Annotated in this window: 14 protein-coding genes; 4 read left to right on the forward strand and 10 right to left on the reverse strand. The window is 74.0% G+C overall.

Going from position 1 to position 19,104, the window contains the following annotated elements:
• Positions 1–1,240: gamma-glutamyltransferase family protein (locus ACFQ8E_RS11980; RefSeq protein WP_430550780.1), on the reverse strand; the 1,240-nt coding region annotated here is incomplete at its 3' end.
• Positions 1,241–1,402: 162 nt separating this feature from the next.
• Here ACFQ8E_RS11980 and ACFQ8E_RS11985 point away from each other — a divergent pair.
• Positions 1,403–2,344: a helix-turn-helix transcriptional regulator gene (locus tag ACFQ8E_RS11985; RefSeq protein ID WP_430550781.1), complete on the forward strand. Its 942-nt coding sequence runs from the start codon at positions 1,403–1,405 to the stop codon at positions 2,342–2,344.
• Between the two features lie 10 nt (positions 2,345–2,354).
• On the opposite strand, the gene ACFQ8E_RS11990 is transcribed toward ACFQ8E_RS11985, so the two are convergent.
• Positions 2,355–3,077 (reverse strand): PAS and ANTAR domain-containing protein, encoded by a 723-nt coding sequence (locus tag ACFQ8E_RS11990; RefSeq protein ID WP_430550782.1) that lies wholly within the window; start codon positions 3,075–3,077, stop codon positions 2,355–2,357.
• A 278-nt stretch (positions 3,078–3,355) separates the two neighbouring features.
• On the opposite strand from ACFQ8E_RS11990, the gene ACFQ8E_RS11995 reads away from it, so the two are divergent.
• Together ACFQ8E_RS11995 and ACFQ8E_RS12000 are read left to right on the forward strand one after the other, a co-directional pair.
• Entirely contained in the window at positions 3,356–7,450 is a 4,095-nt protein-coding gene (locus tag ACFQ8E_RS11995; protein WP_430550783.1) for a phosphodiester glycosidase family protein, read from the forward strand.
• Positions 7,451–7,514: 64 nt separating this feature from the next.
• Positions 7,515–7,739, forward strand: a complete 225-nt coding sequence (locus ACFQ8E_RS12000; RefSeq protein ID WP_430550784.1) for a hypothetical protein — start codon at positions 7,515–7,517, stop codon at positions 7,737–7,739.
• Between the two features lie 102 nt (positions 7,740–7,841).
• Here ACFQ8E_RS12000 and ACFQ8E_RS12005 read toward each other — a convergent pair whose 3' ends face one another.
• The 8 genes from ACFQ8E_RS12005 to ACFQ8E_RS12040 all read right to left on the reverse strand — a co-directional run bounded on the left by ACFQ8E_RS12005 (position 7,842) and on the right by ACFQ8E_RS12040 (position 18,074).
• The gene (locus tag ACFQ8E_RS12005; protein ID WP_430550785.1) at positions 7,842–9,266 is read right to left on the reverse strand and encodes an aminopeptidase P family protein; all 1,425 of its coding nucleotides are present in this window, start codon (positions 9,264–9,266) and stop codon (positions 7,842–7,844) included.
• The gene (locus ACFQ8E_RS12010) at positions 9,263–10,543 is read right to left on the reverse strand and encodes an alpha/beta fold hydrolase (RefSeq protein ID WP_430550786.1); all 1,281 of its coding nucleotides are present in this window, start codon (positions 10,541–10,543) and stop codon (positions 9,263–9,265) included. Before ACFQ8E_RS12010 ends, ACFQ8E_RS12005 begins: the two co-directional genes overlap by 4 nt.
• A complete protein-coding gene (locus tag ACFQ8E_RS12015; protein WP_430550787.1) occupies positions 10,540–11,529 on the reverse strand; it encodes an ATP-binding cassette domain-containing protein in 990 nt (329 codons plus the stop codon). The genes ACFQ8E_RS12010 and ACFQ8E_RS12015 overlap by 4 nt, the downstream gene beginning before the upstream one ends.
• Positions 11,526–12,380, reverse strand: coding sequence for an ABC transporter ATP-binding protein (locus ACFQ8E_RS12020; RefSeq protein ID WP_430550788.1), 855 nt, complete (start codon positions 12,378–12,380; stop codon positions 11,526–11,528). The genes ACFQ8E_RS12015 and ACFQ8E_RS12020 overlap by 4 nt, the downstream gene beginning before the upstream one ends.
• Before the next feature lie 10 nt (positions 12,381–12,390).
• The gene (locus ACFQ8E_RS12025; protein ID WP_430550789.1) at positions 12,391–13,389 is read right to left on the reverse strand and encodes an ABC transporter permease; all 999 of its coding nucleotides are present in this window, start codon (positions 13,387–13,389) and stop codon (positions 12,391–12,393) included.
• Positions 13,389–14,345 (reverse strand): ABC transporter permease, encoded by a 957-nt coding sequence (locus ACFQ8E_RS12030; protein WP_430550790.1) that lies wholly within the window; start codon positions 14,343–14,345, stop codon positions 13,389–13,391. The genes ACFQ8E_RS12025 and ACFQ8E_RS12030 overlap by 1 nt, the downstream gene beginning before the upstream one ends.
• Positions 14,346–14,348: 3 nt before the next feature.
• Positions 14,349–16,064 (reverse strand): ABC transporter substrate-binding protein, encoded by a 1,716-nt coding sequence (locus tag ACFQ8E_RS12035; protein ID WP_430550791.1) that lies wholly within the window; start codon positions 16,062–16,064, stop codon positions 14,349–14,351.
• A 72-nt stretch (positions 16,065–16,136) separates the two neighbouring features.
• On the reverse strand, positions 16,137–18,074 hold the full coding sequence (locus tag ACFQ8E_RS12040) for a glycoside hydrolase family 127 protein (RefSeq protein ID WP_430550792.1): 1,938 nt from the start codon (positions 18,072–18,074) through the stop codon (positions 16,137–16,139).
• Between the two features lie 303 nt (positions 18,075–18,377).
• On the opposite strand from ACFQ8E_RS12040, the gene ACFQ8E_RS12045 reads away from it, so the two are divergent.
• The gene (locus ACFQ8E_RS12045) at positions 18,378–19,055 is read left to right on the forward strand and encodes a GntR family transcriptional regulator (protein WP_430550793.1); all 678 of its coding nucleotides are present in this window, start codon (positions 18,378–18,380) and stop codon (positions 19,053–19,055) included.
• The last annotated feature ends 49 nt before the right edge of the window (positions 19,056–19,104 follow it).

Below are 19,104 nucleotides of genomic sequence, written 5' to 3' on the forward strand. Positions count from 1 at the left end.
CGTCGGCGTCGACGTCCCCGGGTGCCACGGGCTTGGTCGCCGCCGCCTCCGGGTCGAGCAGGCACGCGCGCTCGGCCGCGAAGTCGTCCGACAGCAGGGTGTCGAGGGGGACGTCGACGAACGCCGGGTCGCCCAGGTACGCGCCGCGGTCGGCGAACGCCAGGGCGCTCGCCTCCAGGTAGTGGTGCAGGTAGGCCGCGTCGTCCATCCCGGACAGGTCGAACGTCTCGAGGATGTTCAGCGCCTCGCCCACCGTGGACCCGCCGCTGGACGACGGCGCCATGCCGTAGACGTCGTAGTCGCGGTAGTCGGACACGGTCGGGTCCTGCACCAGCGCCTCGTACCCGGCCAGGTCGTCGAGGTCGAGGTAGCCCGGGGGCACGGGCAGGTCAGTGTCGGGGGAGGTCTGCGGGTGCTGCACGACGTCGACCATCTCCGCCGCGAGCCGTCCGCCGTAGAACGCGTCGGTCCCGCGCTTCGCCAGCAGGTCGTAGGTGGCGGCGAGGTCGCGGTTGCGGAACACGCTGCCGACGGCGGGCGGTGCCCCGCCCGGCAGGTACAGCTCCGCCGTGGCGGGGAACGCCGCGAACCGCTCGGCGTTGTCCGCCGTCTGGTCGTGGAACGTCTGGTCGACGACGAAGCCCCGCCGCGCCAGCTGCGTCGCCGGCTTCAGCGCCTTCTTCAGGGAGTAGGTGCCCCACTCGTCGAGCGCCGTCTGCCAGGTGGCGGGCGTACCCGGCGTGCCCACCGAGACGCCGCTCGTCACCAGGTCCGGCGTGAACGGGTACGGCTTGCCGGTCGCCGGGTCGATGAACGCGTTGTTCGGCATCTCCGCCGGCGCCGTCTCCCGGCCGTCGATCGTCTGCACCTCGCCGGTGTCGGCGTCGTAGTAGACGAAGTACCCGCCGCCGCCGATCCCGGCGCTGTACGGCTCGGTCACCCCCAGCGCGGCGGCCGCCGCCACCGCCGCGTCGACCGCGTTGCCACCCTTGCGCAGCACGTCCAGGCCGACCCGGCTCGCCTCCGGGTCCACCGTGCTGACGGCGCCGCCGTACCCGACCGCGGTGGGCACCTTCACGTCACCGTGCCCGCCACCGTGCGGGTGGGCGCTCGCGGTGGACGCGGCGGTGGTGCCGACGACGGCGGTCGTCGCGGTCAGCACCGCCGCGCCCAGGGCGGCCAGCACGCGGGTGCGGCGGGGGCGTGAGCTGGAGCGGCGGTGGTCCAGACGGTGGTCCATGGGGTCTCCTGTGGCGGGCGGGTCCCGAGGCGCTTCTCCCACAGTGGCGGAGAACGACGTCGGACGCCCGCCGAACGCGGCGGGGCGGGGCGACCCGGCCCGTGTCCCGAACTCCTGACCTGGTCTGTTGCGCTGCGCCCGCGGGATCGCGACGGTAGGCGGATGACGACACCGGTCGCGGGCTTCGAGCTGCGGACCTCCGACGCCCAGGAGGCCGAGCAGGCGCTCGAGAGGATCTTTCCCCGGGTCCACCTGCGCGCGCCGAAGCAGGCCTTCGAGTTCTCCATCCGCTCCGCCGCGATCGCGCGCCTGGCCTGGACGGACCACACGCTCCCCATGCCGGGGCGCTCGGCTCTGGACGAGCCCGAGCCGATCGTCGTGCTCCAGCTGCGGGGGGAGATCGAGCTGCAGCACGCGGGGGAGGCCTTCGGCCCTGGCCCGGTGCTGCTCGACGCGCCGGACCGCGCGACGGCGACCTGGGAGACCGCCCGGACCAGCGGTCTCACCCTCGACCGCGGCTACGTGCGCGCGGTGGCCGCGCGGCTGACCGGGCGCGACCAGCCGACCCACCTGTTCCGGTCAGGGTCCCCGCGAGACCCGGCGGCGGCGCGCGCCTGGAAGGCGACGACACGGTACGCCGCGCAGTCGTTGACCCGCGACGCCGAGGCGCTGTCGTCGGCGGTGCTGCAGAGCTCGCTGGCGCACCACGTCGCCCTCTCCCTGCTGCACGCCTTCCCGAACGTCGCCCTCGACGACCAGGGGCGAGCGGCCGAGCGCGTGCTGCCGCCGGTCGTCCGCAGGGCGTCGGCGTACATCGACGAGCACGCGCACGAGGCGATCACGGTCGACGACGTCGCGGCCGCCGTGCACCTCTCCACCCGCGGACTGCAGGCGGCGTTCCGGCGCTCGCTGGGCGCCACCCCGGGGGACGCGCTGCGCCGGGCCCGGCTGGACGGGGCGCGGCGCGAGCTCCTGGACGGTGACCCGGAGGTGGTCACGGTCGCGGCCGTGGCGCGCCGGTGGGGTTTCTTGCACCTCGGCCACTTCGCCGCCGCCTACCGCCGGGCGCACGACGAACTGCCGTCGCAGACCCTGCGCCGGTGAGCGCGGGACGTCAGGGCGTCGTGACGGACCGTCCGGTCGCGAGGAGCGCCTGGCGCAGCAGGTCCTCGACGACGGGCCGCGCCGCCGTCCCGTGCGTGCGCGCGGCGGCCAGCACGGCCGCGGCGAGGTCCCGCACCTTGACGTTGTGCGTGTTGGAGGCGCTGCGCAGGACGGTGAAGGCGTCCTCGGCCGCGAGGCCGTAGAGCAGCATCAGCACCCCCTTGGCCTGGTCGATCGCGGACCGGCTCTGCGCCGACGCGGCCACCTGCCGCGAGGCCATCCGGGCCGCGTCTTCGCTGACCTCGGCCGTCACGTCGGTCACGAAGCCCTGGAGCACGGCCATGGCGGGGTCCTCCGCGGCGGGCCGGACCTGGCCGGAGAGCGCGACGGTACGTTCGCGACCGCGCGCGTCCATGATGCGGTGCACGCTGGCGAAGGGGGTCCCGGTGCGCTGCGCCGCGGCGAGCAGCCGCCGCACCCGCTCGCGGTCGTCGGGGTGCTTGTGGGCCAGGACGAGAGCGGTGGACGGCACCACCTCGCCCGGCTCGAACCCGTGGACGAGGTACATCCCCTCCGACCACCACCAGGTCTCAGCCGGGAGCAGGCAGCGGTAGGAGCCGGTGAGCGGCGCCGGCGGGATGTCGAGCGCGTGCTCCAGGGTGGAACCGTCGTCCGCCGGCGCGGGCGGAGAGGTGGGCTGGGGCGGGTCGGTCGGCATGCGACGGGGATCCACGGGCACCTCCTGGCCATGCGCGTTCCGGCGGGATCGGTGCGCGGTCTGCTTCCGGGACCGATTGCCGATGCCGGTGGATCACCACACCACGGGTGGGCTGCCCTCGACGGGGCCGTCTGCGTGCCGGGGACAGCCGTGTGCGTCTGAGGGACAACCGGGCGGTGGCCCGAGGAGGTAGAAGAGTTTCCCTGTCGGTTGACATCGTGAAAGTTGATGGCAACCTGGTCGCGGGACGCTGCGACGGCGCACGTCCCGGCCCGACCAGCGGAGGATCCCCGATGAGCCGAGCACCGATCCGAGCTCTGCCCCCTGCCCGACGTACCGTCCCTGTCGGGGTCGGCCTCCTGCTCGGCCTGGCGATGGCGGTGCCCGCGGGCGCCGCCGCGGCCGCCGCGCCGGCCGACCCGCGCGACCTGCCGGTCGCGACCGCCGGCACCGCCCCCGCCGAGGTGACGACCCGCACCGACGACGTCGCCGACCTGCCGCTGGACGACGCCGGCGCCGCGATCGTCACCGAGCGCACCGAGCGGCTGATCGCCCCGGGGCTGGAGCTCACCGAGTTCGCGCGCGTCTCCGCCGAGGGCTGGCTGAGCGGCGAGGTGCTCGTCGCGCACCTCGGCCGGGACGACGGCCCACGGCTCGGCTACCTCGGGCCGGACGCCGTGGCGGGAAACGCGACCGTGAGCGAGATGGCCGCCGACCGGGGCGCCGTCGCCGCGATCAACGGCGACTTCTTCGACATCAACAACTCCGGCGCCGCGCTCGGCGCGGCCGTGGACGACGGCACGCTGCTCAAGTCCGCGACGCCGGGCCGCGAGAAGGCGCTCACGGTCGACGCGTCCGGCGTCGCGCGCCTCGCGGAGGTGTTCCTGGAGGGCACGGTGTCCTTCGGCGCCGGGGCGGACCGGCACGACCTGCCCGTCGCGGGACTCAACGTCACCGCCGTCCCGGCGGGCGGCGTCGCCGTCTTCGACGCGTCCTGGGGCGACGCCGCGCGCACCCGCCCGCTCGGCGCGGGGGAGCAGGGCGTGGAGGTGCAGGTCCGCACGACCGGCGGCGCCGCCGCGGGGACGGTCGTCGCGGTGGGCTCGCCCGGCGAGGGCCGCCTGCCCGCGGACGTACGGGCCGTCGTCGCCCGCCCGGGGGCCGCGGCCGACGCGCTGAAGGCGCTCGCCCCCGGCGACGAGGTGTCCCTCGCCTACGGGCTGCGCGACGACCTCGGCGAGCTCCGCACCGCCATCGGCGGTGACCCGGACGACTGGCTGCTCGAGGACGGCGAGGTCACGTCGTCCACCAGCGACTTCGCGACGCTCCGGCACCCGCGCACGGCGGTGGGCCTCAGCGCGGACGGCACGACGGCGTACCTCGTGGTCGTGGACGGCCGGCAGGCACAGAGCATCGGCGCGTCGCTGCCGGAGCTGGGCCGGCTCCTCGGCCAGCTCGGCGCGGACGACGCGATCAACCTCGACGGCGGCGGCTCCACGACGATGGTGGCGCGGCTGCCCGGCGACGCCGGCACCAGCGTGCTCAACAGCCCGTCCGACGGCACGGAGCGGCTGGACGCCAACGGTCTCGGGCTGTTCACCCCGGAGGGCTCGGGCGAGGTGCACGCGTTCGACGTGCGCGCTGCCGTCCCGACGGGCGACGCCCCCGCGACCGACGCGCTGCGGGTCTTCCCCGGCCTGCACCGCACGCTGACGGCGGCCGGGTTCGACGAGACCCGCGCGCCGGTCGACACCCGGCCCGACTCCTGGACGACGAGCGACGCCGGCGCGGCCACCGTCGCGACCGGCGAGGACGGCGCGGGCGTCGTCACCGGCGTCGCGGCCGGCACGACGACCGTCCGCGCCGCGACCCCCGCGTCGGACGGCGTCGCGACGGGCTCCGCCGACCTCACGGTGCTGGGCGAGCCGGTGCGGCTCACCGTCCCCGAACCCGTGGTGACGCTCCCCGACGACGAGGCGACGGCGTCCCTCACCGTCGTCGGGCACGACGCCGACGGGTACTCCGCGCCGATCGAGGCGCGCGACGTCGAGGTCTCGGGCGGCGACGGCGTCGCCGCGCTGGAGCCCGCGGCCGACGGGTCGTTCACGGTGCGGGCGTTGCAGGACTCCGGCGCCGCGAGCTTCACGCTCGCCGTCGGGGACGAGCAGGTGGAGGTCGCCGTCGCGGTCTCGCTCGAGGACGTCGTCGTCGCCGACCTGGCCGACGCCGCCCGCTGGACCTCCGCGCACGACCGGGCCCCCGGAGGCTCGGTCGTCCCCGCCGCCGGGCACGACGGCGCGGCCGGGCTGAAGCTCACCTACGACTTCATGCAGTCCACCGCCACGCGCGGCCAGTACGCCGTGGCCCCGGACGGCGGGGTCGTCGTCACGGGCCAGCCGCGCACGGTGACGATGTGGGTCGACGGCGACGAGCAGGGCGCCTGGCTGCGCCTCCAGGTGCGCCAGGGCGACGGCGTCGTCACCAACCTGGACGGCCCGACCGTCTCGTGGAAGGGCTGGCGCCAGGTCGAGCTCGCCGTGCCGGAGGGCGTCGCGTACCCGCTCACGCTGCAGCGTGTGCGGGTGCTGGAGACCCGCGCGGCCTCGCAGTACAAGGGCACGCTCACGATCTCGGACGTACGGGCGCAGGTGCCGCCGGACGTCGACGCGCCGCAGGCCGAGCGCGTCGAGGACCCGGTGGTGGTTGCGGAGGGCGCCACGGACGACGCGCCGCTGCGCGTGGCCGTCCTGTCCGACGCGCAGTTCGTCGCCCGCGACCCGGAGTCCGGGGCGGTGCAGGGCGCGCGGCAGGCGCTGGCGGAGATCGTCGCTGCCGACCCGGACCTGCTCGTCATCAACGGCGACCTGGTGGACGAGGCGTCGCCCGCCGACTTCGACCTGGCCCGGGAGGTGCTCGACGAGGGCCTCGCCGACGCGGACTTCCCCTGGTACTACCTGCCGGGCAACCACGAGGTCATGGGCGGCTCGATCGAGAACTTCGAGGACGAGTTCGGTGAGCGGACGCACGTCGTCGACGTGCCCGACCCGCGCGGTGACGGCGGCACCACCCGCCTCGTCATGCTCGACTCGTCCAGCGGGCGGCTCGGCAGCGACTTCGCCCAGCTCCGCGCCCTGCGGGACGCGCTCGACGGCGCGGCCACGGACGACGCCGTGACCGGCGTCGTGACCCTCTTCCACCACCCGCTCGACGACCCGCTGCCGACCCAGGCCAGCCAGCTCGTCGACCGTGTGGAGGCCGAGACGCTGCGCGGCTGGTTCGAGGACTTCCGCGAGACGTCGGGCAAGCAGGTCGCGTCCGTGGGCTCGCACGTCGGCGTCTTCCACGCAGGCACCGAGGACGGCATCCCGTACGTCGTCAACGGCAACTCCGGCAAGAGCCCGGCCAGCACGCCTGCGGACGGCGGGTTCACCGGCTGGTCGATGATCGGGATCGACCCGGCGGCCGAGGGCACCGGCGACGGCGGCTGGTTCACGTGGGAGGTCGAGGCGCGCGCCGCGAGCATCGCGGTGAGCGGGCCCGAGGAGCTCGCCGTCGGTACGTCCGGCCAGGTCAGCGCCCTGCTCACGCAGGACGGCTCCCGCGAGGTGCCGGTGGCGTGGCCGGTCTCCTCGCGCTGGGGCGGTGACCGGGTGTTCGTCGGGTCGGCCGACGACGCCCCTCGCGGCACCGTCCTCGCCCTCGACCCGGTCACCCACGAGGCGACCGCCGTCGCCCCCGGCCGCGCGACCGTCCAGGTCGAGGTGAACGGCGTCGTCGGGACGCGCGAGGTGCTGGTCCCCGCAGGGGCGCCCGGCCAGGCGCGGATCAGCGACGACAACGGCTGGGACACCGGCCTGCGCGACGGCGACTACCGCGTGCTCGTCGACCTGTGGTGGGGCGAGAACGCCACGAGCCTCCGGCTCTACGAGGACGGCGAGCTCATCCACACGGAGAGGCTGACGCACGGCGGCACCGACGCGCAGCGGGTCGCCGTCCCGGTGACGGGCAGGCCGAACGGCGCGTACGTGTACACGTGCGAGCTGGTCAACGCCGCGGGGACCACGCCGTGCGCCGGCCCGCACACCGTGCGCGTCGTGGACACGAACCCGGGCACGCCGGTGCTCTCCCACGACAACCACGACGGGGACGGGGACTACGCCGTCACCACCACCAAGTGGTGGGGCACGCAGGCCACCGGCTACGTGCTGTACGAGGACGGCGTCGAGATCGACCGACAGGAGCTCGTGCCCGGCGCCGGGGGAGAGGCGCAGCACGCCACCACCGCCGTGACGGGCCGGGAGCCGGGCACCTACCGGTACGTCGCCGTGCTCACCAACGCCGCGGGCGAGACCCGCAGCAAGGAGCTGACGATCCGCGTGCGCCGCTGAGCACGCCGGCGCCGACCGCGGCAGGCGTTCGCCCCGCCCGCCGCGGTCGGCCTATCCTCGGAGCATGAGCGACTTCCAGGTCAACCCGCGCGTCAAGTCCGAGCCCACCGGTGCCGTCCTCGGGCGCTTCCTCGGCGCGTTCGTGCTCTTCCTGGGCGGCCTCGTGCTGTTCGGCTCCGGCGTCTCCGGCGGGAACCCGACCCTGGACCCCTACTTCGTCGTCGGCGGCATCCTCGCCGTCTCGCTGGCCTTCGGCCTGCCGATGATCGGCGCGCACGAGCGCGGCTGACCCCGCCTCACCGCACTGCCGAACAGGCGGTTGGCACCGTGATCGAGCGCCAGTTCGCTCGATCACGGTGTCAACCGCCTGTTCGTCGTCCTGCGGGGGCGGTCAGGGGCTCAGCAGGGCCGACGTCCAGGCCTCGACGCCGGCGGCGTCGATGGGCAGGGCGTCGGAGAGCACCTCGTGGCCGTCCTCGGTGACCAGCAGGTCGTCCTCCAGCCGCACGCCGATGCCGCGCAGCTCCGGCGGCACGGTGAGGTCGTGGGCGTGGAAGTACAGCCCCGGCTCGACGGTCATGACGACGCCCGGCTCCAGGTCGGCGCCCATGTAGTCCTTCCAGTCGCTGTGCGCGCAGTCGTGCACGTCGAGCCCCAGGTGGTGGCCGATCCCGCACACCAGCCAGCGGCGGTGGTGCTGGCCCTGCGGGGACAGCGCCTCGTCGACGGAGACGGGCAGCAGGCCCCAGTCGTGCAGGCCCTGGGCGATGACCTCCATCGCCGCGTAGTGGAAGTCGAGGTAGTTCACCCCGGGCTTCACGTGCGCCATCCCCGCGCGGTGGCTCTTCTCGACCAGGTCGTGCACGGCGCGCTGCTCGGCGCTGAACCGGCCCGACGGCGGCACGGTGCGCGTGACGTCGGCGGTGTACAGGGTGTCGGTCTCGACGCCCATGTCGAGCAGCAGGGCCGCGTCGGGCAGCACGGGGCCGTCGCAGCGCACCCAGTGCAGGGTGGGCGCGTGCGGGCCGCTGCCGACGATCGTGGCGTAGCCCGGCCCGTTGCCGGTGGTGCGGGCGTGCCGGTCGAACGTGCCCTGCAGCCAGCGCTCGCCGCCGGACCGCACCGCCGCGGGGATCTCCCGGGCCACGGCCTCGAAGCCCGTCACCGTGTGGTCGACGGCGGCGCGCAGCTGCGCCACCTCCCACGCGTCCTTGACCATGCGCAGGTCCGCGCACGCGCGGGCGAGCTCGGCCGACGGCTCCAGCCCGTGCCGCGCCACGACGTCGGCCGGGACCGCGCGGCCGGCCCACCAGCCGGAGCCGTGCGCGAGCGCGTCGTCGAGCTCCGCCAGCGGGCGCACCGGGACGCCCAGCGCCTGCTCCCACTCGCCGAGCCCGGGGGAGGCGCCCACCCACAGCTCGCCGTGCATCGCGTCGGAGAAGAACGCCGGGTCGCCCGGTCGGGCCGGCGGCGGCGCGTAGAGCACGGCGTCCGCCCCGTGCAGCACGACCACGGCGTCCTCGAGCTGGCACCCGGTGAGCCACACGAAGTCGCTGTCGGCGCGGAAGTCGTACGACGTGTCGTTGCTGCGCACCGGCGCTCGCCCTGCGCCGACGACGACGGTCCTCCCGCCGAGCCGCTCGGCCAGCCGGGCGCGATGGGCGGCCGCGGCCTCGGCGGCGCCGGCGGGCACCCGGGCGGGCACGACGTCGGCGGACCAGCCCTGGGCGATCATCTCGGTGAAGGCCGGCACCTCCGTGAGGCGCGGGGTCCGGTTCCCCGAGTGCGGGGGGCGGTGGTCGTGGTGCTGCGTCATCGTTCTCCTCCTGCGTCCCGGACCAGCTCCCGCAGGCGCCGCAGCACCCGGGGGTCGGCGAGTCCGTCGTGCTCGTACTCGTTGGTCACCCAGGCGTGGGAGCTCCCCAGCCTGGACAGGGTGTCGAGCTGCAGGCCCGAGTCCACGTACATGTCGTCGAAGTACACGGCGGCGGCCAGCGGCACGTCGTTCGCGGCGAGCCGCTCGACGTCGTACAGCGGGCTCCACTCCCGGCGCGCGGCGAGCTCGTGCACCGCCGGTGCGAAGGGCCTCAGCAGCCGCACCTCGTCGAACATCCAACCGAATGCCATCTCGCCCGTGAGCAGCAGCGGTCGCTCGTCGGGCCCGAACTGCGGCCGCTCGTCGCGGGCGCGCTGCGCCGCCCACGCCGTCGGGCCGTTCGCGCCGTCGCCGTAGATGGACTCCTGGAGCGTCCAGAACAGGGGGTTCGACGCCGAGGACGAGCGCACCAGCACCTGCTCCAGGAAGGCGTGCGACAGCCGCCCGGGACGCACGAACGCCTCGTCCACCAGCCAGTGCAGGCGCTCCGACCCGGGCTTCATCCCCAGGTCGATCCCCAGGGACTGGAAGCGGCGGGTGGTGAGCGCGTCGCCGTCGGGCAGGCGCACGTCGCCCTCGGCGAGCCGGTCGGCGATCGCGGCCACGGCTTCGACGTCCTGCGGGTACAGGTCGTAGTAGCGGCGCGTCTTGGCCTCGGCGCGCGCGAACGTGCGCCGGTAGACCTCGTCGGCGCTCGCGGGCGTGCCGGGGATGCCGCCGGTGACGTAGCAGGCCGCCAGACCCTCCGGCGCGGTCGAGAGGTAGGCGAGCGTGATCCAGCCGCCGAACGACTGGCCCAGGCTCGCCCACCGGCGGCCGTCGTAGTGCGTGCGGCGCACGTGCTCGAGGTCGGCCACGATCGAGTCGGCGCGGAAGCACGCCAGGTAGTCGGCGGCCGCGACGGCGTCCCCGCGGCCCGCGACGGCCTCGCCGTCCAACGGCGTGCTGCGGCCGGTGCCGCGCTGGTCCGGCAGGATCACGCGGTACGTCGTCAGGGCCTCGTCGATCCAGCCGTCGCGCTTGAGGGGGCGGGGCGACGCGCCGCCCGGCCCGCCCTGCAGGTACACGAGCAGGGGCAGGTCGTCGCCGCGCCGGTCCGGGTCGACCAGCTCGCGCCAGAAGACCTCGATCTGCTCGCCCTCGGGCCGCGACCAGTCGAGAGGGACGGTGGTGCTGTGCTCCGTGACGTGCAGTCCCGGCAGGTGATACGTGGTCACGCGGTCGTCTCCTCCTCGGTGGCGGTGGCGGTGGCGGTGGCGGTGGCGGTGGGGTCGCTCGTCGTGGTGGCCCGCGCCGCGGCCGCCTCGCGGCGCGCCCGCTCCCACTCGGGCCGGATGCGCGGCACGGCGGCCAGCAGGGTCCGGGTGTACTCGTGCTGCGGGTCGTCGAAGACGGCGTCGCGCTCACCCTGCTCGACGATGCGGCCCTGCGACATCACGGCGACCCGGTCCGCGATCTGCCGCACCACGGCGAGGTCGTGCGCGATGAAGAGGTAGCTGAACCCCTCCTCGCGCTGCAGCCGGCGCAGCAGGTTGATGATCTGCGCCTGCACGGACACGTCGAGCGCGGAGACCGCCTCGTCGCAGACCACCAGCCGCGGCGACACCGCGAGCGCGCGGGCGATGCCGATGCGCTGCGCCTGGCCGCCGGAGAACTGCGACGGGTAGCGACGGTGGTGGTCGGGGTCCAGGCCCACCCGCTCCATGAGCTGCTGCGTGAACGCCCGCGCGCCGCCCGGCACCTCGCGCCCCTGGTAGACCAGGGGCGCGGTGACGATGCGCTCCACGGTGTGCCGGGGGTTGAGCGACGAGTACGGGTCCTGGAAGACCACCTGCACGTCGCTGCGGAACCGCCGCAGCCGGTCGCCCTTCGCGTGCGTCACCGGCTCGCCGTCGAAGACGACCTCGCCCGACGTCGCGTCCGTCAGCCGCGCGACGATCCGCGCCGTCGTCGACTTGCCGGACCCCGACTCGCCGACCAGGGCCAGCGTCTCCCGCGCGTGCACCTCGAGGCTCACCCCGTCGACCGCCCGGAACGTGTCCGCGCGGCCCAGCAGCCCGCCGGTGCCGGGCACCGCGAACTCCTTGACCAGGTCGGTGGCGCGCAGCAGCGGCCCGGCGTCGCGCGACGTCGCCGACGCCGGGGCGCTCGCGGGGGCGACGGCGTCGGCCCCGGTGCTCTGCCCGGTGCTCGTCGTGCTCATGGCTTCCCTCCCACGCCGGCGGTGCCGGCGGTGCCGTCGATGCCGCGCAGCTCGCCGATCTCGTCGTCGATCCGGGGGACGGCGTCGAGCAGCGCCCGCGTGTACGGGTGCTGCGGGTCGGAGAACAGCCGCTCGGCCGGTGCCTGCTCCACGGCCACGCCGTGCCGCATGACGACGACGTCCTCGGCGATCTCGGACACGACGGCGAGGTCGTGCGAGATGAGGATGAGCGCCGTCCCCGTCTCCCGCCGCACCTCCTGGAGCAGGTCGAGGATCTGGGCCTGCACGGTGACGTCGAGCGCGGTGGTGGGCTCGTCGGCGATGAGCAGGTCCGGCTCGGTGGAGAGCGCCATCGCGATCATCACGCGCTGGCGCATCCCGCCGGAGAACTGGTGCGGGTAGTGGTCCACCCGCCGGGCGGCGTCCGCGATGTGCACGCGCTCCATCGCCTCGACCGCGACCTTGCGCGCCTGGCGCCGGGTGACCCCGGGCCGGTGCGCCCGGTAGGCCTCCTCGATCTGCATCCCCACGGAGTAGTACGGGTTCAGGGACGACAGCGGGTCCTGGAAGATCATCGACATGCGGTCGCCGCGCAGGCGCCGCACCTTCGACTCGGGCAGCGACGTCAGGTCCGCGCCGTCCAGCGACACCCGGCCGCGCAGGCTCGCCGTGGGCGGCAGCAGCCCCATGACGGCCAGCGACGTCATCGACTTGCCGGAGCCCGACTCGCCGACGATCCCCAGCGACGCGCCCTGCTCCAGCGTGAACGAGAGCCCGTCCACGACGTCGACCGGCCCGTGCGCCGTCCGGAAGGTGATGGTGAGGTCCTCGACCTCGAGCAGCGTGCTCATGCCGGCCCCCTCATGCCCTGGCCCCGACCCGGACGCGCGGGTCGATGGTCGTGTAGACGATGTCGACGATCACGTTCCCGACGATCACCAGGAACGCCGCGACGAGCGTGACGCCCATGATGACCGGCTGGTCGTTCTTGGTGATCGAGTCGGACGCCATCTTGCCGATGCCGTTGAGGCCGAAGACGGTCTCGATGATGATCGCGCCGCCCAGCAGGCCGGCGAAGTCCATGCCGAACAGCGTCACGACCGGCGTCAGCGCGGGCCGCAGCGCGTGCCGCCGCCACACCAGCCGGGGCGCGAGCCCCTTGGCGCGCGCCGTGCGCACGAAGTTCTCGTCCAGGGTGTCGAGCACGTTCGCCCGCGTGAGCCGCTGGTACATCGACGCGTAGGTGAACGCGAGCACCAGCCACGGCATGACGAAGTTGAGGAACCACTGCCCGGGGTCGGCGGCGAACGGCACCGCCTGGGGGAACGGCAGCCACCCGAGCCTGACCACCAGCACGTACTGGAGCACCAGGGCCAGCACGTAGTTGGGGATGGAGACGCCGCCCAGCGCGGCGCCGGTCGCCGCCCGGTCGAACCAGGTGCCCTTCTTGATCGCCGCGATCATGCCGCCCGAGACGCCCATGAGCAGCCACAGCACGGCGGCGCCCACGGCGAGCGTGGCCGAGACGCCGAAGCGCTGCTCGAACATCTCGAGCACGGGCTGCCCGGTCTGGAAGGAGTAGCCCAGGCAGGGCGCGGCGCAGTCGATCGCGTTGGCGCCCGTGCCGTAGGTGGTGCCGACGAACAGCCCGGACAGGAAGCCGAAGAACTGCTCGTAGAACGGCCGGTCGAGGCCCAGGTTGGTGCGGATCTGGTCGATCAGCTCGGGCGTGCAGTTCTTGCCGCAGATCTGCACGGCAGGGTCGGGGGAGAGCGCGAAGAAGATCGCGTACGTGAACAGGACGACGAGGAACAGCACGCCCACCATGCCGGCGAGCCTCGTCACGAGAAAGCGGACCATCAGCGCCTCTCCCCCGCGTCGACGACGTCCTTGAGCCGGTCGCCGAGGACCGTGAAGGACAGCACGAGCAGGAACAGGAAGGTTCCGGGGATCAGGAAGTACATGGGGTCGACGGCGTACCAGCTCATCGACTGCGCGATCATCTGCCCCCAGGACGGGGTCGGCGGGACCACGCCCACGCCGAGGAAGCTCAGCCCCGCCTCCGTGCCGATGTACCCGGGCACGGCGAGCGTCGTCATGACGATGATCGTGGAGCGCAGGTTCGGCAGGATCTCCAGCAGCACGATCCGCCAGCCCGACGCCCCGGAGGCCCGGGCCGCCTCGACGAACTCGCGCTGGGTGATCGTCATCGTCTGCCCCCGTACGACGCGCGCCAGGTACGGCCACCCGAACACGGAGATGACCAGCACCAGCAACGGCGCCCGGTTGCTCGCGGGGAGCGCCGACAGGATCGCGATCATGAAGATCAGCGCGGGGAACGCCATGAGGAAGTCCATGACGCGCGAGACGACCTGGTCGACCTTGCCCCCGTGGTACCCGGCGAGGAGCCCGAAGAGGACGCCGAGCAGGGTGGTGAGGGCGGTGGCGGCCAGCGCGATGAGCATGGAGGTGCGCGCGCCGTAGACGATGCGCGCGAACAGGTCGCGGCCCGTGCCGGGCTCGACGCCGAACCAGTGCTCGGCGCTGATCCCGCCGAGCGGTCCGATCGGCAGGCCGCCGAGGTTCGGGTCGATGGCGGTCTGGTCGAACTCGTACGGGCCCCAGCCCGAGAGCTTGACGACGAGCGGCGCGGCGACCGCCAGGAGCGCGACGAGCGCGATGTACGACAGGGCGAGCACCGCCCCGCGGTGGCGGAGCAGGTGGTGCCAGACCCCCTGCCGGCGCGCCGGGGGCGCGGCGCCGACGGACGGCGCGCCCCCGGCCTCGGTCTCGAGCGTGGTCATGCTGAGGGTCATGGCTCAGCCCTTGCTCGGGTCCTTGAGCCCGACGCCGGTGTAGTCGAGCCCACCGGTCGCGACGCCGGGGCTGGAGTACACCCCGGTGACGTTCTCCCCGGGCAGCAGCACGACCTTCTCCACCAGCAGCGGCACGATCGGTGCCTCGGTGAGGACCTGCTCGTCGAGGTTGCCCCACGCCTCGTTCGCCGCCGTCGGGTCCGTGACGGCGAGCGCGTCGTCGATGGCGGAGTTGATCGCCGGGTCGTCGATCTGGGCGAGGTTCGAGTTGCCCTTGTCCGTGATGCGGCGCCCGTCGAACAGCGGCGGGATCACGGTGCTCGCCGACGACGCCCAGTCCGGGCACCAGCCCGTGATCGCGGCGTCGTTCTGCAGCTTGGGCGTGCCGATCGTCTCGTAGAACTTCGAGGTGTCGATCGGGTTGAACGTGACCTTGATGCCCACGCGGGACAGCGACTGCTGCACGGCCTCGGCCTGCGCCTGCAGCTTGGGCTGCGTGCGCATGTCGAGCGTCATCTCGAACCCGTCGGCGTAGCCGGCCTCGGCGAGCAGCTCCTTGGCCTTGTCGACGTCGCCGGTGTTCCCCTCGCTGGGGTACAGGTCGAAGTCCTTGAACCCGGCCACCGACTGCGGGATCGTCGTGCTGGCGATGTCGGCGAGCATCGTGCCGCCGGTGCCGTTCTGCACGGCCGCCTTGTCCACCGCGTACGAGATCGCCTGACGCACCTTGACGTCGTCGAAGGGCTTCTTGGTGGTGTTCAGGCCCATGTAGGTGGTGCAGACGCCCGGCCAGTCGACCAGCCGGTCCTTGTACTTGGGGTCCTGCAGGCGCGCGAGCGTGGCGGGCTGCAGGTTGCCGCCGATGGCGTTGACGTCGGTGCCCTGGCCGGCGAGCAGGCGCTCGTCGATGGTGGCCGGGTCGAGGCCGAGCTGGAAGTTCCAGCCGTCCGGCTTGGCGGTGCGCACCTCGTCGGTGGAGGCGTCCCAGTTCTCGTTGCGCACGAGCTTGATGACGCTGCCGGGGGTGTACTCGTCGAGCGTGTAGGGGCCGGACGCGACGATGTCGTTGAGGAACTCGTCGCCGGCGCCGGAGCCGACGGGGAACGGCGCGAAGTTCGGCTGCGACGCGACGGCCGGGAAGTCGGGGAACGGGGCCTTGAGGTGGAAGACGATCGTGGTGTCGTCGGGTGTCTCGATGGTCTTCAGGTCGCCGGACTTGTACGGCCCCTCGTAGTCCTCCGGCGCGTCGATGACCTGCTTGGCGTACGGGGAGCCGATGCCGATCTCCGGGTCCCAGGCACGCGAGACGCCGAACTTCACCTCGGCGGACGTGATGGGCGAGCCGTCGTCGAACTTCAGCCCGTCCTTGAGCGTGAACGTCCAGGTGAGCCCGTCGTCCGACACCGTGCCGGTGTCCGTGGCGAGGTCGGGCACGATCTCGTTCGGGTCCTCGGCGCTGCCGGACGCCGGCGTCGTGAGGGTGCGGTACACGAGGCGGTAGAAGTTGTTGACGCCGCCGTCCCAGCCCTTGGCCGGGTCGAGGTAGGAGAAGTCGGCGTTCTGCAGCACCTGGACGACGCCGCCCTCGGCGGGCTGGCCCTCGAGGCCGCCGGCGGTGCTCGCCGTCGAGCCGCCGCCTCCGCCCCCGGACGAGCACGCGCCGAGCGCGAGGAGGGCCGCGACGCCGAACGCTGCGGCACGGAGGGCTGGTCTGGTCACTCGTCGTGTCATGGAAAACCTCCCAGGGTGGGGATGGTGCGACGGGTCTGTCGGGACGTGCGGTGGTGCGGGTCAGGACGTCCGGAGGAAGACGCGCATGGCGCCCACCTCGCGGTTGCCCCAGAGCGCGTAGGGCACGAAGGCCACCGGCGCGCGGTGCGTGGTGGGCGCCGTGGCGCCCAGCGGGGGGTACGGGTCGTCGCCCGTCGGGGGCGCGACGGCGAGCTCGCCGCGCAGCACGTGCCACGGGTGGGCGTCGTCGACGGCCAGGCGGGCCACGTCGTCGGCGGCGAGGAGCAGGTCGTCCACCGGGGCGGGGGAGTCCTGCTGCTCGACGCAGTACACGAGCGGCCCGCGCAGGACGGCGGCGCTGCCGCGCGCGGCGTCCAGGTGCGGGTGGGCGGTGACCGCCCGCACGGGCATCGGCAGGTCGAGCACGACCGTCTGCCCGGCCGTCCAGGCGCGGGTCAGGCGGAGCCAGCCGTCGACCGGGAGCTCGGCGACCTGCTCGCCGTCCACCGTGGCGGTGGCGCCCTCGGCCCACGCGGGCACGCGCAGCGCGAGGGTCGCGGGGCCGTCCGAGCCGCGGCGCACGCGCACGGTGACGCGGCCGTCCCACGGCACGTCCGTCGTCACGTCGACGTCGAGCGCGGGGGAGTCGATCGCGGCGCTCGCGTACAGGGCGAGGGTGAGGGTGTCGTCGTCGGCCACGGCCAGGTGGTCCTGGAGCTCCGACATCCAGCGGACCACGTTGGGCGGGCAGCAGGGGCAGCCGAACCAGGCCCGGCGCAGCAGCTCGCCGTCCTTCTCCGCGCCGCTGCGCTGCTCGTGGTCCGGGCGGCGCTGCAGCGGGTTGTCGTAGAAGAAGGCGGCGCCGTCCTCCGACAGCCCCACGGCGTACGCGTTGTGCAGCACCCGTTCGACGTGGTCGAGGACGTCGGCCCGGCCCGTGGCGAGGAAGAGCCGCCAGCCCCACTGCGCGGTCCCGATCGCGGCGCACGTCTCGGCGTACGCGCGCTCGGCGGGCAGCTCGAACCGGTCGCCGAACGCCTCGTCGGAGTGCCGGGAGCCGATGCCGCCGGTGAGGTAGGACTTGCGGGCGACCATGTCGTCCCACAGGTCCTCGAGGTGGGCGAGGAGCCCGTCGTCGTCCGTCTCGAGGGCAACGTCGGTGGCCCCGGCCGCGAGGTAGACCATGCGCACGGCGTGCCCGGTGACGGAGCCCAGCTCGCGCAGCGGCACGGCGTCCTGGAAGTAGTCCGCCGCGAAGATCGTGTGCGCGAGCGTGCCGGCGCCCCGGCGCTCGACGAACAGGCGGGCCTGCTCCAGGTAGCGGCGGTCGCCCGTCTCGCGGGCGAGCTCCACGAGGGCCATCTCCACCTCGGGGTGGCCGCAGTACGCCGCCTCGCCGTCGGGGCCGTACCGCTCGACGACGAGGTCCGCGAACCGCGTGGCGACGTCGAGCAGGCGGCGGTCGCCGAGCTGGCGGGTGGCGGCGACGGCGGCCTGGGCGAGGTGGCCGAGGTTGTACATCTCGTGACCCCACGACAGGTCCTGCCAGGGCTCCTTGGGGCTCTGCGGCGACTGGTAGAAGGTGCCGAGGTAGCCGTCGGGGCGCTGGGCCCGCTCGATCAGCGCCACGGCCTCCTCGAAGAAGTCGCGGGCCGCCTCCAGCGCCGCAGCCTCGCCGTCGTCGGCCGGGTCGCGGCCGAGCTCGTAGGCGATGCCCTCGAGCGTCTTGTACACGTCGGTGTCGAGGAAGGGGTAGCGCCCGCGGTAGTCGCCGACCGACGGGTCGAGGAGCCGGCGGAAGTTGTCGAGGTTCCCGGCCTGCCGGACCTCGCGGACGACGTGCGGCACGGTGACGAGGCGGTTGCGCCGCTGCCAGTCGTGGAGCAGGCCGCCGGTCAGGCGCACGCGGTCGGTGCCGAGCGGGGTGCCGGCGCGGCCGGCCGCCGCGACGGCGGGGGCGCGGGTCGGGAGGGGAGCCAGGTTCGGGGTGACGGCCACGAAATCTCCTCGGTGGTATATCACATTGCACATGGACGCCCACGTCGCCCAGGGCGAGCCGGCGTGACGTCGTCGTCCGGTACCGCTGCCGCCGTCCGCGTCCTCGCGTCCGGCGGGTCGACCTCGGCCCCGGATCATGCCCGGAACCGCGCCGTTCCTGCAGGTGGGCCGGGTGCCGGGTCGCGGTCCCTGTGCCCGTCGCCGGGCGGGTCGCCTTGACCTGCCAGCCGATGTGGGCGGTAACATATCATGCACTACTGTGATGTCCACCACCCCCGGATCAGCCCCCGTGAGGAAGTGCTCATGTCGGAAGCCGTAGCGTCGTTCCGCCGCATCGAGGCGCCGGTGAGCCTGCGCGAGACCGTGTCGCGGGCCCTCACCGCCGCGATCGTCTCGGGCGATCTCGCCCCGGGCACGCTGGTCTCCGTGCCGTCGCTCACCGCGCGCTTCGCCGTGTCGGCGACGCCCGTGCGCGAGGCGATGCTGGACCTCGAGAAGCGCGGGTTCGTCACGGCGGTCCGCAACAAGGGCTTCCGGGTCACCGAGGTGTCGCCGGAGATGCTGAGCCACATCGCCGAGGTGCGCCAGCTCCTCGAGCCGCCGGCGATGGAGAAGCTGGCGGGGCGCTTCCCGCAGGGTGCGCTGCCGGCCCTGCGCGAGCAGGCCGACGCCATCGTCACGGGCGCGCGTTCGGGCGACCTGGTGACCTACCTCGAGGCGGACCGCGACTTCCACCTGCGGCTCACGACCCTGGCGGGCAACCCCCTGCTGGTGGACGTGGTGGCCGACCTGCGCAGCCGTGCGCGGCTGCTCGGCCTGTCCCAGATGGTCGCCACCGACCACCTGGAGCAGTCGGCGGCCGAGCACCACGACCTGCTCGACCTGCTCGCCGCCGGCGACGCCGCCGGGGCACGGGATCTCATGCGCCGCCACATCGGCCACACCACCGGCTGGTGGGCGGGGCGCCCCGAGGAGGACTGACCCGCCGGGGTCGGCGACGTGGCCGGTCCCTCACCTGTCTTGGTATGTG

This window comes from Isoptericola sp. NPDC056573 (assembly GCF_042793335.1).
Classification (GTDB): domain Bacteria; phylum Actinomycetota; class Actinomycetes; order Actinomycetales; family Cellulomonadaceae; genus Isoptericola.

Coding starts and splice junctions, on each gene's coding strand:
- ACFQ8E_RS11985 (WP_430550781.1), top strand. CDS start 1,403: ATGACGACACCGGTCGCGGGCTTCGAGCTGCGGACCTCCGACGCCCAG.
- ACFQ8E_RS11995 (WP_430550783.1), top strand. CDS start 3,356: ATGAGCCGAGCACCGATCCGAGCTCTGCCCCCTGCCCGACGTACCGTC.
- ACFQ8E_RS12000 (WP_430550784.1), top strand. CDS start 7,515: ATGAGCGACTTCCAGGTCAACCCGCGCGTCAAGTCCGAGCCCACCGGT.
- ACFQ8E_RS12005 (WP_430550785.1), bottom strand. CDS start 9,266: ATGACGCAGCACCACGACCACCGCCCCCCGCACTCGGGGAACCGGACC.
- ACFQ8E_RS12015 (WP_430550787.1), bottom strand. CDS start 11,529: ATGAGCACGACGAGCACCGGGCAGAGCACCGGGGCCGACGCCGTCGCC.
- ACFQ8E_RS12020 (WP_430550788.1), bottom strand. CDS start 12,380: ATGAGCACGCTGCTCGAGGTCGAGGACCTCACCATCACCTTCCGGACG.
- ACFQ8E_RS12025 (WP_430550789.1), bottom strand. CDS start 13,389: ATGGTCCGCTTTCTCGTGACGAGGCTCGCCGGCATGGTGGGCGTGCTG.
- ACFQ8E_RS12030 (WP_430550790.1), bottom strand. CDS start 14,345: ATGACCCTCAGCATGACCACGCTCGAGACCGAGGCCGGGGGCGCGCCG.
- ACFQ8E_RS12045 (WP_430550793.1), top strand. CDS start 18,378: ATGTCGGAAGCCGTAGCGTCGTTCCGCCGCATCGAGGCGCCGGTGAGC.